General features: G+C 65.6%; 11 protein-coding genes. 1 reads left to right on the forward strand and 10 read right to left on the reverse strand.

The genetic code is table 11. The annotated features are described in order from the left end of the window. Positions 1-150: 150 nt before the first annotated feature. The 3 genes from ACFVAV_RS33730 to ACFVAV_RS33740 all read right to left on the reverse strand — a co-directional run bounded on the left by ACFVAV_RS33730 (position 151) and on the right by ACFVAV_RS33740 (position 2,717). On the reverse strand, positions 151-1,035 hold the full coding sequence (locus ACFVAV_RS33730; protein WP_379039693.1) for an SDR family oxidoreductase: 885 nt from the start codon (positions 1,033-1,035) through the stop codon (positions 151-153). A 140-nt stretch (positions 1,036-1,175) separates the two neighbouring features. Next, positions 1,176-1,388, reverse strand: a complete 213-nt coding sequence (locus ACFVAV_RS33735; RefSeq protein WP_379039695.1) for a hypothetical protein — start codon at positions 1,386-1,388, stop codon at positions 1,176-1,178. 90 nt (positions 1,389-1,478) lie between these two features. Further along, entirely contained in the window at positions 1,479-2,717 is a 1,239-nt protein-coding gene (locus tag ACFVAV_RS33740; RefSeq protein WP_379039745.1) for an NAD(P)/FAD-dependent oxidoreductase, read from the reverse strand. A 160-nt stretch (positions 2,718-2,877) separates the two neighbouring features. Here ACFVAV_RS33740 and ACFVAV_RS33745 point away from each other — a divergent pair, with 160 nt between their 5' ends. Then, positions 2,878-6,222, forward strand: a complete 3,345-nt coding sequence (locus ACFVAV_RS33745; RefSeq protein ID WP_379039696.1) for a protein kinase — start codon at positions 2,878-2,880, stop codon at positions 6,220-6,222. Positions 6,223-6,227: 5 nt separating this feature from the next. Here ACFVAV_RS33745 and ACFVAV_RS33750 read toward each other — a convergent pair whose 3' ends face one another. From ACFVAV_RS33750 to ACFVAV_RS33780, 7 genes are all read right to left on the reverse strand, one after another. Continuing rightward, positions 6,228-7,421, reverse strand: a complete 1,194-nt coding sequence (locus ACFVAV_RS33750) for an acetyl-CoA acetyltransferase (RefSeq protein WP_379039697.1) — start codon at positions 7,419-7,421, stop codon at positions 6,228-6,230. Continuing rightward, positions 7,418-8,782 (reverse strand): OB-fold domain-containing protein, encoded by a 1,365-nt coding sequence (locus ACFVAV_RS33755; protein ID WP_379039699.1) that lies wholly within the window; start codon positions 8,780-8,782, stop codon positions 7,418-7,420. Before ACFVAV_RS33755 ends, ACFVAV_RS33750 begins: the two co-directional genes overlap by 4 nt. Beyond that, complete coding sequence (locus ACFVAV_RS33760) at positions 8,782-9,978, reverse strand: acetyl-CoA C-acetyltransferase (RefSeq protein ID WP_379039700.1); 1,197 nt, start codon at positions 9,976-9,978, stop codon at positions 8,782-8,784. Before ACFVAV_RS33760 ends, ACFVAV_RS33755 begins: the two co-directional genes overlap by 1 nt. A 70-nt stretch (positions 9,979-10,048) precedes the next feature. Then, positions 10,049-11,302, reverse strand: coding sequence for an acetyl-CoA hydrolase/transferase family protein (locus ACFVAV_RS33765; protein WP_379039701.1), 1,254 nt, complete (start codon positions 11,300-11,302; stop codon positions 10,049-10,051). Between the two features lies 1 nt (position 11,303). Next, complete coding sequence (locus tag ACFVAV_RS33770) at positions 11,304-11,546, reverse strand: hypothetical protein (RefSeq protein WP_379039702.1); 243 nt, start codon at positions 11,544-11,546, stop codon at positions 11,304-11,306. A gap of 11 nt (positions 11,547-11,557) precedes the next feature. Beyond that, a complete protein-coding gene (locus ACFVAV_RS33775; RefSeq protein ID WP_379039703.1) occupies positions 11,558-12,043 on the reverse strand; it encodes an aromatic-ring-hydroxylating dioxygenase subunit beta in 486 nt (161 codons plus the stop codon). Then, positions 12,043-13,275 carry a Rieske 2Fe-2S domain-containing protein gene (locus tag ACFVAV_RS33780; RefSeq protein WP_379039746.1) on the reverse strand — a complete coding sequence of 411 codons (1,233 nt, stop codon included), beginning with the start codon at positions 13,273-13,275 and terminating at the stop codon, positions 12,043-12,045. Before ACFVAV_RS33780 ends, ACFVAV_RS33775 begins: the two co-directional genes overlap by 1 nt. Positions 13,276-13,281 lie beyond the last annotated feature (6 nt).

Here is a 13,281-nt window from a genome sequence, read left to right on the forward strand (position 1 = left end):
GATAACCCCACAACAACAACAAGCAGCCGGTGCAGAAAACCAACCGCACCGGCTGTTCTCGTTCGGATGGGCAAGCCCGATCGTCGCGAAGCGACAAGTGGAGGTGACCCCGTTCGGGGCCACCTCCACTTGCACGAACCAGCTTCGGATTCAGCTACGCGCGGCGCGCTTCGGGGCAGGCTTCGGAGCCTCCGGTGCAGCATTGATCCGTGCGTCATAACCACTACGAGCCGACTTGTCGACCGTGAGGAAGGTCGTGTCCGCCTTCAGCGCGTGGTTCATGAAGTCACGAAGCTTCCGGCCGAGCACCGGCTGCAGACGCGCCATCGGCCCGAGGATCCCCGGCAGATAGACATCCGGTTTACGCCCGGCGATCGCACCGACGATCCCCTCGGCGACCTCTTCCGGTTCCAGATTGCGGACGAACTTCGTGCCGGTCGTACCGGCGACCAACTCGGTGTTGGTGAACGACGGCAGCACACAGGTGAACGCGACACCGGACTTCGCGAACTCCACCCGCGCCGTCTCCGTCATCGAGATCACCGCCGCCTTACTGGCGCCATAGCTGAGTCCACCGGGAATCGGCGCAGTGCCTGCCATCGACGACACATTGACGATGTGCCCGTGACCACGCGAGATCATGCCGGGCAGCGCTGCCCGCATGCCGATCATGGGTCCGGCCACATTGATATCCAGCACGCGCTTCGACAGCGTCGTCGACTCTTCGAGGAAGGGTCCGATCGGCATGATCCCTGCGTTGTTGATCAGCACATCGAGAGCCCCGAAGCGCTCCTCCGCCTTGGCAAGGAAGGCGCGGAACGACGCTTCGTCGGTGATGTCGACCCGGACGGCCTCGACATCGAGCCCGATCCCGGCAGCCGCCCGCACCACTGCCTCACCGTCGATGTCACCGATCACGACGCGAGCGCCGCGGCGATGCAGGGCCTTCGCGGTTGCCAGGCCGATCCCCCGCGCGGCACCGGTGATGGCCACGACTCGGCCCTCGATCCGGCGAGTCAGTTGCGATTCCTTCATTCCTACCCACTTCGTTGGAGGTCGCCGACCGGTTCGACAATCCGCGACGGCCTATATGTTGCCGCTGCCGGCGTGGCACCAGCCTGCCTATCAGTATATTGGAAGATAGATTAAATTCTACCCCCTATCGAGCACGGCTCTCAGCCGTACTGCCACAGGCTGCGGCACGGCAGTGGCGCCAATCCTCGCCGCACCTGCCAGTCCACCAGGACTCTGTATCCCCTGCGGATCATCGCCGCCGCGAAGTGGCGCGCCTCCGCTGCCGTGGCAGCGTATTCGAGCCGCACCTCCCCCGCCGCGACGCAGTCGAATCGGATCTCGACGCGCAACAACTTCTGACGCACCAGCGTCACTTTCGGATTCTGTTGTCCGCTCGACATCCACTGACCTCCTACCTGCCAGGGGCGTCCCGCATGCTCAGTCCACGCGGCACCTGATACAGGTCATGAACTCGTCACCTGGTCGGTCCGGCGGGTGGCGGCAAACGCGAGCGCCTCGTCCCAGCTGGCCTTCTTGGTCAGCAAACCGCGGTACTTCATGATCACGTTCTGGCCATTGAGGGTGAGCGCTCCCGCAAACCGATCACCCTCGCGATACAGCGCGACCCAGCGCCCATCGGCGTCCGGATCACCATCCACGACCCTGATCTCGTCAGCGGTCGGAACACCGACGAACTGAATCCGGCTGCCATACCAATCGGACCAGAAGTACGGCACCGTCTGATACGGCTTCGCCGCTTCGGGGTTCAGTGCATTGCGCGCCGCGAAGGCGCCCTGCTCGGCGGCACTCGTCCAGTGCTCCAGCCGCATCAGCCGGTCGAACAGGGGGTTGTGCCACCGGGCGACGTCGCCCGCGGCGTACACCCCATCGACACCGGTCCACAACGTCTCATCGCAGACCACGCCGTTGTCGAGGTTCAGCCCTGAGCCCTCGAGCCAGCCGGTCACCGGAATCGCACCGATACCCACCACGACCAGGTCGGCTTCGATGGAGGTGCCGTCGCTCAGCAATACGCGCTCGACGCGCCCGTCGCCCTCCAGGCCGGTCACCCCGATGCCACAGCGCAGCGGCGTCCCGTTTCGCTCGTGCAGAGCAGCACAGGCAGCGCCCATACGCTCGCCCACCGCCCGGACCAGCGGCGTCGGCAGCGCCTCGAGAATGGTGACGTCCAGCCCGCGCTTACGCGCACCCGCGGCGACCTCCGACCCGATGAAACCGGCGCCGACGACGACCGTGCGCGCGCCGTCGTCGAGTGCTTGCCGAATCGAGATCGCGTCGTCGAGCGTCCGCAACGTGTGCACACCGCTCATGCCTTCCGACCCCGGCAACGTGCGGGCATCGGCACCGGTCGCGATCACGAGCGCGTCGTAGGAGATGGCACGATCGCCGATCAGCACCCGGCACCCCTCGGTGTCGAGCCCCGTCGCCGGCGAACCGAGGACCAGATCGACACCGAGTTCGTCGCGCAGGACGTCTTCGGTCCGGAAGATCGTCGAGGCAGGGCCTTCCCCGGCCGGCAGCTCGTCCAGGTACGCCTTCGACAGCGGTGGCCGATCGTAGGGCAGATGCTCTTCGGCGCCGATGAGCGTGATGCGACCCTCGAAGCCCGCTTTGCGAGCAGCCTCCACTGCCCGCAAGCCGGCGAGAGATGCTCCGACAACGACGAGGTTCTCCTGGGACAACTCGCTCACCTTTCACCTAGAAGTCTTTAATGGAGATTAAATTAGAAAACATGCCCCGTCAACCGCCGGATCAGGCGTCGGCCGTCGTGGCGCTGTCTGCCGGCCGGTTGCGGGCAGTCGTATCCTTGAAACACGAACGACGACCGCGTCAGGACGACCCATGAGCACCGTCGACGATCCGGCGAGCACGCAGCGGCGCCCAGCCATCGGTATCGAAGCGGAACTCGACGCCGAAGGATTCGAGGGCGCCGAGCTGATCGGTCGCGGCGGCTTCGGGACCGTGTATCGCTGCGTCGAGCGAGCCTTGGATCGCCAAGTTGCCATCAAGGTCCTCCGGCCCGGTCCCGGTCGAGACGACCTCGACAGGTTTCTGCGCGAACAGCGAACCCTCGGCAGACTGTCCGAGCATCCCAATATCGTCACAGTGCTGCACGCCGATATCACCGCGACCGGCCGACCGTTTCTCGTGATGCCCTATCACGCCAGGGGCTCGTTGGCCGACATACTCACGACATGCGGGCGACTCCCCCTCGCCGACAGCCTCCGGCTGGGCGTCAAACTGGCAGGCGCGCTGGAGACGGCGCATCGCAATGGAATCCTGCACCGCGATGTCAAACCCGGCAACGTCCTGCTCACCGACTACGGCGAGCCGCAGCTCTGCGATTTCGGTATCGCCCACGTCGTCGGCGGGTTCGAGACCGGCACAGGCGAAGTAACCGGCTCTCCAGCCTTCACTGCGCCCGAAGTACTGTCAGGCCGGGCATCGACCGTGCAAGCCGACATCTACAGTCTGGGCGCCACGCTGTTTACCGCGCTCAGCGGTCACGCAGCATTCGAACGTCTCGAAGGCGAGGATATCGTCGCGCAATTCGTCCGGTTCGGACGAGATGGTCCGCCCCTGGCAGCGGAGATCCCGGACGAAGTCGCCCAGCCGATCTCGGCGGCGATGGCGCGGCGGCCGGAAGACAGACCTTCCTCAGCGCGTGAGTTCGGCGAGTCGCTCCGGCGGCTGCAGCACAGCCTCAGGCTACCCGCCGACGATATGGGCATCGTCGTGGAAGCCAGCGCTACACCGGAACCCCAGCCGATTCTTACCGAGGAACCCGATTCAGGGGTGCGTCGGCATGGCCGGATCCTTGCCCTGCCGACACCGACAACCCGCTTCCGACCACCTCGCCCACCGGATACGCTGGTCAGCCGGTCGAGGCTCGTCGAGCTGGCCGAACTGCACACCCGCAAACGACTCACCCTCATCCACGCGCCAGCTGGCTTCGGAAAGAGCAGCGCGGCAACTCAATTGGCCGAGCAACTAGTTAGCGACGGAGTTCGTGTCGCGTGGTTCGCGGCCGACAGCGACGACAACAACCCCTTCACGTTCTGTGCGCATCTGCTGAAAGCGTTGAATCGTGCCGAACCGAGCGTGGGCGCCGACCTACAGATCGTGCTCGAAGAATCCGGTTCCCGTGCCGAACGATTCGTACTCAGTTCTCTGATCAATGAGATCCACGAGCACAAACAGCAGATGGCCATCGTCGTAGAGGACTGGCATTTTGTCACTTCGGACTCGACGCGCGCCGCGATACGGTTCCTGCTCGAGAAAGGATGCCATCATCTGCAGTGGATCATCACCAGCCGGACCAAATCCGGTCTTCCGCTGGGCACACTTCGCGTCCAGGGCGAGCTGGTCGAAATCGATTCCACGACGCTACGTTTCAACGCCGCCGAAGCCCACGCGCTACTGTCACAGTACGACGGCGTCGACATCGACACCGAGGCAGTGGACCAGATCACGGCGGCCACTGAAGGCTGGGTCGCGGGCCTGCAGCTAGCCGCACTGTCCTTGCGTCACAACGCGGACCCTGCGGTCTTACTGTCCGAAATCTCCGGCCGACACCATGCGATCGGCGAGTTTCTCACCGAAAATGTCCTCGACACACTCGATTCGGATCTTGTCGAGTTCATGATGCTCACCTCTCTTACACCCCGCGTGTGTGCCGGCCTCGCCGACGCACTGACCGGCGGTGATCACGGACAATCACTTCTCGAGGATATCGAGGAGCGAAACCTCTTCCTGCGCCGCGTGGACGAGGCCGGCGAGTGGTTCCTGTACTACCGGCTCTACGCCGACTTTCTCCGGCAACGCCTGGAACGGTCTCAGCCGCGCCGCATTCCGGATCTCCACCGGGCTGCGGCACGGTGGTTTGCCGACCACGACATGGTGGCCGACGCGGTCACCCACGCAACAGCCGCCGGCGATCATGACTGGGCCGCGGAACTGGTAGAGAGCGCCGGGATCGCATTATTGGAACAAGGTCAGATGACACGCCTGCTGACCCTCACCGATTCGATTTCGGCCGACGCCGCTGCCGCACGGCCCCGCCTGCAGCTCCTGGTCGCGCTCGCCAACTTCACCCTGCGAAAGCAGGCTCCCGCGCATGCCGCCCTGGATCGCGTCTACACAGCGGTGGACGCTCCTGGCTTCGATACCGCCACCGCGCCGAACCTACGCGCCCACGGCAGATTGATCGAGGCGGTCGCCGCCGTCCTGGCCGACAGCACCGAAGGAGTACAGGACAAGATCGCTCCCGTGCTCGAGAATCCAGGGGCGTTCGAGCCATGGTATCCAGCCGGAGCCGCGGTCGCCGCCTCGTTCCTCGCGCTTGCCCGCGCCGACTACGCCGCGGCCAGAGCCTGCCGTGAACGCGCGTCCGGATATCTGGCGAACGCGAAAGGCCCGTTCACCGAAACATACGCGTACTGCCTCAGCGGGATCGCGGCACACGAACAGTTGGACATCGACGCCGCCGAGTACTATCTGCGCAAGGCATATCAGGTCGCGATGCGCGGGCGGTCGACCCCCGGCATGGCTGCACGGCTCGCCGGGGCACTTCTCGGCGCTGTGCTCTATGAGCGTGGCGAGCTCGGCGACGCAGAGAAGCTACTCGATGACGCCTTCGAACCCCCGCCCACGGCCGGAACCGTGGACTTCATGATCGCTGTCTACGTGACCGGCGCGAAAACCAAAGCTGCGCAGAACAAACGCGCCGACGCCGCAGCACGGCTCGACGCAGGTATGCAGCTGGCCGCGGATCTGTCGTTACCGAGGCTGGCGGCGAGCATCACGGGTGAGCGAATCCGCCTCGGGTTCGGAGAACCTTCGCAGCACCTGGCCGGAGCGGCGACGCCGGCCAAGGCTGACGAGGAAGGCACCGGCACAGCGGTGCTGACCGATGACATCGTTCGCTGCAATGATCTCCGGCGTTCCCTGAGCACGAATCACCACGGATCACCGCTCGTCGCCGAGGCCGAGTCTCTGGTCGAGTCGCTGACCATGCGCGGGCGGGCGCACGCCCTGATCACCGCGGAGATCCTGTACGCCCGCTGCCTCGCCGCATCGGGCGAGCGCGACTCGGCTCAGCGCATACTGACCCGGGTCACGGCGCGGTGCCATGAGCTGGGGTTGCAGCGGCTCATTCTCGATGAGGATGTGGACGACCTAGGGTGAGCAGTTCAGCCCAGTTCGGTACCGACGACACCGACGAAGGAGACACACGCACCTGGGCGGCCACCGAGATTGTGCGTCAGCGCCATCCGAGGATTCTCCAGCTGCCGTTCGCCCGCCTCCCCACGGAACTGGAGCCAGCACTCGTAGAGCATCCGCAGGCCGCTGGCACCGACCGGATGGCCGAAGGATTTCAGGCCACCGTCGGGGTTCACGGGGAGTCGGCCGTCCAGATCGAAATCGCCGGCAACACTGTCTTTCCATCCTTGCCCGCGATCACTGAAGCCGAGGTCCTCCATGAGGACGAGCTCGGTCGGAGTGAAACAGTCATGGACCTCGGCGAACGAGATCTGCGTGCGCGGATCAGTGATTCCCGCCTGCGCGTAGGCGTCCTCGGCGCTGGCCACCACCTCGGGAAACGTCGTGAAGTCGTAGTCCGGATCGACGGCTCCCCGCCCCGGCCCTGCGGTGAGCGACAGCCCCTTCACGTACAGGGGCGTATCGGTGTAGTTCAGCGCGTCCTCGGCACGGACGATCATCGCGCAGGCGGCGCCATCGGACACACCGGAACAGTCGAAGATGCCGAGGCGCCCTGCCACCAGCGGCGCGTTCGCGATCTTGTCCTTCGCGACCTCGGAGCGGAACTGCGCCTTGGGATTGAGCGCACCATTGTGGTGATTCTTCCAGGCGACGTGCGTCATGGCCTCACGCATGAGAGCCGGATCCACACCGTATTTGGCGCAGTACGCGGGATCCAACAGCGAAAAGGCCGCCGGCGCGGTCAAGGCCAGCTCCGAAGCCGTGCCGTCGCTGGGCGCGTCGCCACGCAGCAGACCCGAGTAGCCCGAGTCCTTGAGCTTTTCCACGCCGATGGCGACGACGCGGTCGTAAGCGCCGGAGGCGACGGCATAGCAGGCGTTGCGGAACGCTTCCGAGCCACTGGCGCAATAGTTTTCGACCCGGGTGACCGGCGTGCGCTGCAGGCCCAGTGCCTTGCTCACAGTCAGGCCGCTCTGCCCGGTACCCAGCGTGCCGAGCCAGAAGGCGTCGATGTCGTTCCGGTCGACCCTCGGGTTGTCGTCGAAACAGTCGGCCATGGCCTCGACCAGCAGGTCGTCGGCCGAACTGTCCCAGCGTTCGCCGAAGCTGGTGCACCCCATCGCGACAATCGCGACCTTGTCCCGAATTCCTCTGCTACTCATCGGAGTTGCGCCTTCCAAAAGTAGTTGTGCACGCCTGCAGCACTGTGCAATCGACGGAAGGTGGGGCGTACCCGAGCCCCCACCTCCAAGCGAGCGGCCGCGCCGTCGGCGACCTCGAGGGCATAGCGGCCGCCACCGTCGAAGTCGACGACCGCTTCCATAACCGGTGGGGCCGGCGAATACGCAAGTCGGTCTATGGTGAACGTGGTGACAGTCCCTTCGCGCTGGGCCATGGACACTTCGGTCATCGCGTCGATCGCGCCGCAGCGCTTACAGACGCGGGCCGGTGGCAGGTGCACGAGCTCGCAGGCGCCGCAGGCACTGCCCATCAGCGCGAACTTCCACCGGGCTGCCCGTGCCGACGGTGGCGCGGCCACGCGGTCGGGTTCCGGTCGTCGCGGCGGCTCCCGGTCGAGCAGGCCACGCCAGTTCAAGTACGCCGTGTACGACACCGCAACGCCCTGCTCGAGTTGTGTTGCAACCGGAATCGGCTGTCGTGCTTGCAGTATCCGCGGTGTCGTTCGAAGCACGATGGCATCACAGCCATCAGCGGCCGAGATCACCAGAATCGTCTCGCCCGCCGCCGCCTGATCGAGAACAGCGGCCAACCCGAGCCCGATGTCAGCAGCGCCCGCGTGACCGATAGGCGAGTTTCGGGTGGACAGTTTTCCGACCACCGACTTCACGGCACGTTTGGCGAAGGTGAGGTTGGGCGAGACCAGGACAACATGATCCGCCTCGTCGAGCCCTGCCTCGGCCAGGGCGGCCGCCGCCGCGCGTCGAACCAGCGGCTGATACCGCTCGATGCCGAAGCGTTCTTCCCATTGTTCTCCGGTCGCGGCGCGGGGGTCGCGCCATCGGTCCAGAAATTCCGTGGTCAGTGCGGATTTGCCGATGATTTCGGCGATCGGATCGGTACCGAAGAGGAAAGCCGCGGCGCCGTCGCCCCCGGTGCGTTCATCTGCGGACCCAGGGCGGCCTACCCGCATATCCGACAGCACGGCGAGGCCGCCTGCGGTGGCGCCCGCGAACAGCGCTGCCACGCCGCTACGCGCGGAACCGGCCAAGTCTGCGGCGAAGGTTTCGGCGGGGAGTGCGAGCGCCGCGTGGATGGCCGTAGCGTTCGCCTTGTCGGCGTAGGCCGGCGTGGTGGTCGCGAAGTAGAGGCTGGCGGGTTCAGCACCCGGGGTGAGCGCGATCGCGGCAGCCGCGACGCCCATCGTGGTGCTGTCCTCGTCGAAGGCTGCCGCGATGCGAACTCCGCCGCCCACTGTCATATTCAGGGCCGCGCCGATGTCCGCGAGTGAGACCCGGTGCGCGGGCAGGTAGGTGCCGTAGGAGCTGATTCCGTAGTTGGTCATCAGGGCGCCTCGAAAAGTGCGGCCATGCCCTGCCCACCGCCGACACACATCGACTCCAAGGCATACCGTCCGCCACGTCTGCGCAGCTCATGGAGCATGGTGGTGAGGATACGAACGCCGGTGGCACCGATCGGGTGGCCGAGGGAAATGCCGGAGCCGTTGACATTGAGCCGGTCGTGGTCGTCGAATCCCCAGCCCTGCAGCACCGCGAGGACCTGGACCGCGAACGCTTCGTTGAGTTCGACGAGATCGATGTCGTCGAAACTATGTCCGGTGCGCTGGAAGAGCTTCTCGACCGCGGGTACCGGGCCGATACCCATTTCGGCGGGCTCACAGCCGGCGGCGGCCCAACCGACGAGAAATCCGAGTGGTTCGAGCCCGAGTTCGTCGAGTTTGTCCTCGGCGACGACGAGGCACGCGGCCGCAGCGTCGTTCTGCTGGCTCGAATTGCCCGCGGTCACTGTGCCGTCGGGCATGAGGACCCGCAGCCGCCCGAGTGATTCCGGTGTCGAGTCGCGACGAATGCCCTCGTCACGGCCGAACTCGATCGGGTCGCCTTTTCGCTGTGGCACCGGGACTGGCACCACCTCGGCGTCGAACTTTCCGGAGTCCCAGGCGGCTGCGGCCTTTTCGTGACTGCTGACAGCGAACTCGTCAGCAGCCTCGCGGGTGATCGAATACCGCTGCGCAAGATTCTCGGCGGTCTCGACCATGCCACTGATGCGGCCGAACCGCTCCACCGGCTGGGAGCGTTCCCGGCCGCGATCCAGGCGGTCGTACATGGCGACATTGCCCGAACGCGAACCCCACCGCATATCTTGGGTGTAGTACTCGATATTGCTCATACTTTCGACGCCGCCCGCGAGCACCACATCGGCTGCCCCGGTCTGCACCATCATGGCGGCGGTGACCACCGATTGCAGGCCACCCGCACAGCGACGATCGGTCTGGAACCCTGGAACCTCGATGGGCAGACCCGCGGCAAGTGCGGCCCACCGACCGATACAGGGTGCTTCGGAGTTGGTGTACGACTGCGCGAACGAGACGTCGTCGATACGTGCCGGGTCGATCCCGGAGCGATCCACGACCGCTCTGATGATGTGCGCGGCCAGCTCCTCGGCGGGGACGGGACGCAACGTGCCGCCGAAAGTTCCGACGGGCGTACGCAGCGGACTGACGATCGCCGCTCTCTTCATGACCTCACCTCAATGCTGACTGTTGTTGTGTCGCCGTATGTTTGGAGCACCTCGGCGTACTGTGGCTTCATCACCGGCTCACCGCGACCCGCAGGGCTTCGCGATGATCGGGGTGCGCGATGGCGAGCATCCGCTCGCGCCGCTCGGTCAGCGACAGACCACGCAGGTCGGCTGTCCCGAATTCGGTCACGACGATGCCCGCGTCACTGCGCGCGATGCTGACAGGCCCGGACAGGCGCTCGACCACGCGACTGTGCGCACCGGCGGTCGAGGGCAGCGCGATGATCGGCACACCGCCGGCCGACCGCGCCGCAGCGCGTAGGAATTCCCCGCCGCCGCCTACCGCGCCGACGTAGCGTCCACCTGCCACCTCGGAATTGACCTGTCCGGTCAGATCGACCTCGATGGCCGAGTTGATCGCGACGAATCGATGCTGCGCCGCAAGGCGTTCGGGATCATGCGTGTACGTGATCGGCCGCAGCGACACCGCGGGGTTGTCGTGCACGTGGGAGAACGACCGCTGCGTGCCGATCAGCACGGCCGCGACTGATACTCCGCGATCGGTCGTCTTGCGGGCATTGGTCACCACCCCTTTCTCGATGAGGTCCACCACGGCATCGGTGAAGATGCCGGAGTGAACGCCGAGGTCGGTGTGATCACCGAGCGCTCCGAGCACAGCCTCGGGAACAGCGCCGATCCCGAACTGCAGGGTGGCGCCATCGGGTACCAGGCCGGCGATGTGTTCGCCGATGGACACCATCGCGGGAGTCGGTTCGGCGGCGGGGCTGTCCGCCACCGGGCGAGAGGTATGAATCGCGATGTCGATATCGTCGTCGGTCAGATATCGGCCAGCAGGCATGACGGGGACCTGGTCGTTGACCTCGGCGATCACGACCCGCGCGCTGTCGAGCGCGGCGGTGACGTAGTCGTCGGCCAGGCCCAGGCTGTAGTGCCCGTGCGCATCCGGCGGAGCGCACTGGACCAGCACCACATCCGCACGGGACACGAACGTCGGCAGAGTCGAGTAGTGGCCGGGATAGATCTCCAGCGCTCCCGCGGTGGCCAGGTGCCGGTTGCTCCCCGAACCGCAGTAGCTGATGAACCTGATGTGGTCGGCGTGGACCGGTTTCACCGTGTCGGCCGCGGGGATGCCGATGAAGCAGGTGATGCCGCCGAGATCCGCACGTTGCGCGAGCAGACTCTCTGTCAGCGTCACCGGTTCCGCGCAGGATTGCCCCCAGACGACGAAGTCGCCAGGTTCGATCAGCGCGCGAAAATCGATATTCGGCGCGGTCGCCGCTTCGGGCCGCATCGCATTCGGCATCTCAGTCCTCACGCCAGCGATCGGCGGACGGGTCGAGCAGGACCTCCATGTGTCCCTCGGCCAGCCAGACGATCGTCTCCAATTCGAGCGCATCCAGGTAGCGAACGCGGCCGGTCTTCAGGTCCTGGAGCCGCAGCCGCGGTCCATTCGCCGTCTCGTCGAGACGAACGCCGACCTGTGCGAATTCGCTGTACACCACACCGAATTCACCACCCCGGCCGTCATCCGTTCCTGGCTTGGTCATCGCAGTGCCTCTCAGATCAGAAAGCCCATACTCGGGAGAGCTTCCGCGCTGTTGACGAGCATGACGGTCTTGCGAACCAGCTTCAGCTCGCCGTCGACCCGCCGCACGACATAGGTGTAGCGACCGGCCCACGTACGAATTCCCCGCGGCTTCGACTCGTAGAGAACGAAGTTCGCGCCGATCGTGACGTCATCACCTTCGACCCCGATGAACTCGATGTTCGAGATGGTGCGGCGCAGGTTCGACGGCGGCGACTGCGCGTACCGCTTGCCGGTGCGGAGCTGCTGCAGCCGGGTGGAGATGCGCCGGCGGTTGTCGTACATCACCGACACGTGCTGCTGCGGGTCGTAGCCGCCGCCGTCGACCGGCACCCAATACAGCGCGTCGTCGGTCCACAGCGCTTCCCACGAGTCGTAGTCGTGCTCGTCGGCGTAGCGCGCCTCGCGGTAGATGAACTGCTCGAGCTCGCGCAGGTCGATATCAGTCAAGGCGGTCATCACTTCTCCATCAGGGTCTTGTAGTGCTTCCAGAAGGCGCGCATCGCGGTCTCGTCGGTCGCCCCGCCGATCTGGAAACCGTTCTCGTCGACGCTTTCGCGCATCACACCGCGACGGAGATCGAGCCATTCGGGCAGCATCTGGGCGACGCCGACTTGATTCCGCTCATACATCTCGGTGTCATCGGCCAGCAGCATGCCCGCGGGCCCGACCGAGCCGATGGACTGTGACAGCATCCGCTTGTTGAGCTCGTCCGCGCCGTCGAGCTGGACGGAGGTCGCGAACTGGATGCACTCGTGCGCCGACACCGGCTGGATGTTGAACACCTGGATCTCGGCGATGAACAGGTTGGGGAAGATCATGACGTGCGGGGCACCCTCGATCATGATCTCCTCGGCCGCCTCGCCGTGCGCCTCCCGCATCTTGGCCACATACTCCGGCACACGATCGGCGGTGGTGCCGAACCAGCGCATCGGCTCGGCGAACTTGCGGAACTCCGGGCGCAGGTCGTTCTCGCTGTGACCGTTGCCGAGGGCACGAGTGACGGCGGTGGAGGCATCGCTGTAGAGGGGGCCGATGGTGGAGCCGGTCACCGAGAAGATCGAACCGTGCACGAACTGCGGGTGGTAGCCATCGGTTTCGTTCTCGGCGAGCAGCTTCCAGTTCGCGGCGGTGCGGTGCCGGAGCCAGCCGTTGTCCAGGCGGATCTTGCCGGTGGGGGAAAGCCGGGCGAGCCGGTCGATCTCCCCGGCTGCCGCACCCAGGTGCTCGAGCAGCGGGGGCACATCGGCGTTGAAGCTGCCGAAAACGAACCCGTGGTAGCTCTCGACCCGCGGCACCACGCCGAGGCCGAGGTCCAGCTTGCCCTTGCCGCCGTACCCCTTGTTGTACGGATAGCCCAGCATGTCCCCGGTGTTGCTGTAGGTCCAGCCGTGATACGGGCAGCGGAACGAGCTGGAGTTGCCGCGCGGTTCGTCGCACACGAGATTGCCGCGATGCGCGCAGCGGTTGGTGACAAGGTGCACCTCACCAGCCCGGTCACGGGTCATGATGATGTCCTGCGGCCCGATGTTCTTGCGCACGTAGTCGTTCGGCTGCGGCACCTCGGACTCGTGCCCGACGAACACCCACCCGCCGTACCAGATGCGCTCCAGTTCGTCGGCGAAGACATCCGGGTTGGTGTAGAGCGAGCCGTGGACTCGTTCGGGATGGATGAGCCGTGCGTAGTCCACGCGCGG

The organism is Nocardia sp. NPDC057663, assembly GCF_042799895.1.
Taxonomy (GTDB): Bacteria; Actinomycetota; Actinomycetes; order Mycobacteriales; family Mycobacteriaceae; genus Nocardia.

Coding starts and splice junctions, on each gene's coding strand:
- ACFVAV_RS33760 (WP_379039700.1), bottom strand. CDS start 9,978: ATGAAGAGAGCGGCGATCGTCAGTCCGCTGCGTACGCCCGTCGGAACT.
- ACFVAV_RS33770 (WP_379039702.1), bottom strand. CDS start 11,546: ATGACCAAGCCAGGAACGGATGACGGCCGGGGTGGTGAATTCGGTGTG.
- ACFVAV_RS33730 (WP_379039693.1), bottom strand. CDS start 1,035: ATGAAGGAATCGCAACTGACTCGCCGGATCGAGGGCCGAGTCGTGGCC.
- ACFVAV_RS33775 (WP_379039703.1), bottom strand. CDS start 12,043: ATGACCGCCTTGACTGATATCGACCTGCGCGAGCTCGAGCAGTTCATC.
- ACFVAV_RS33765 (WP_379039701.1), bottom strand. CDS start 11,302: ATGCCGAATGCGATGCGGCCCGAAGCGGCGACCGCGCCGAATATCGAT.
- ACFVAV_RS33750 (WP_379039697.1), bottom strand. CDS start 7,421: ATGAGTAGCAGAGGAATTCGGGACAAGGTCGCGATTGTCGCGATGGGG.
- ACFVAV_RS33745 (WP_379039696.1), top strand. CDS start 2,878: ATGAGCACCGTCGACGATCCGGCGAGCACGCAGCGGCGCCCAGCCATC.
- ACFVAV_RS33755 (WP_379039699.1), bottom strand. CDS start 8,782: ATGACCAACTACGGAATCAGCTCCTACGGCACCTACCTGCCCGCGCAC.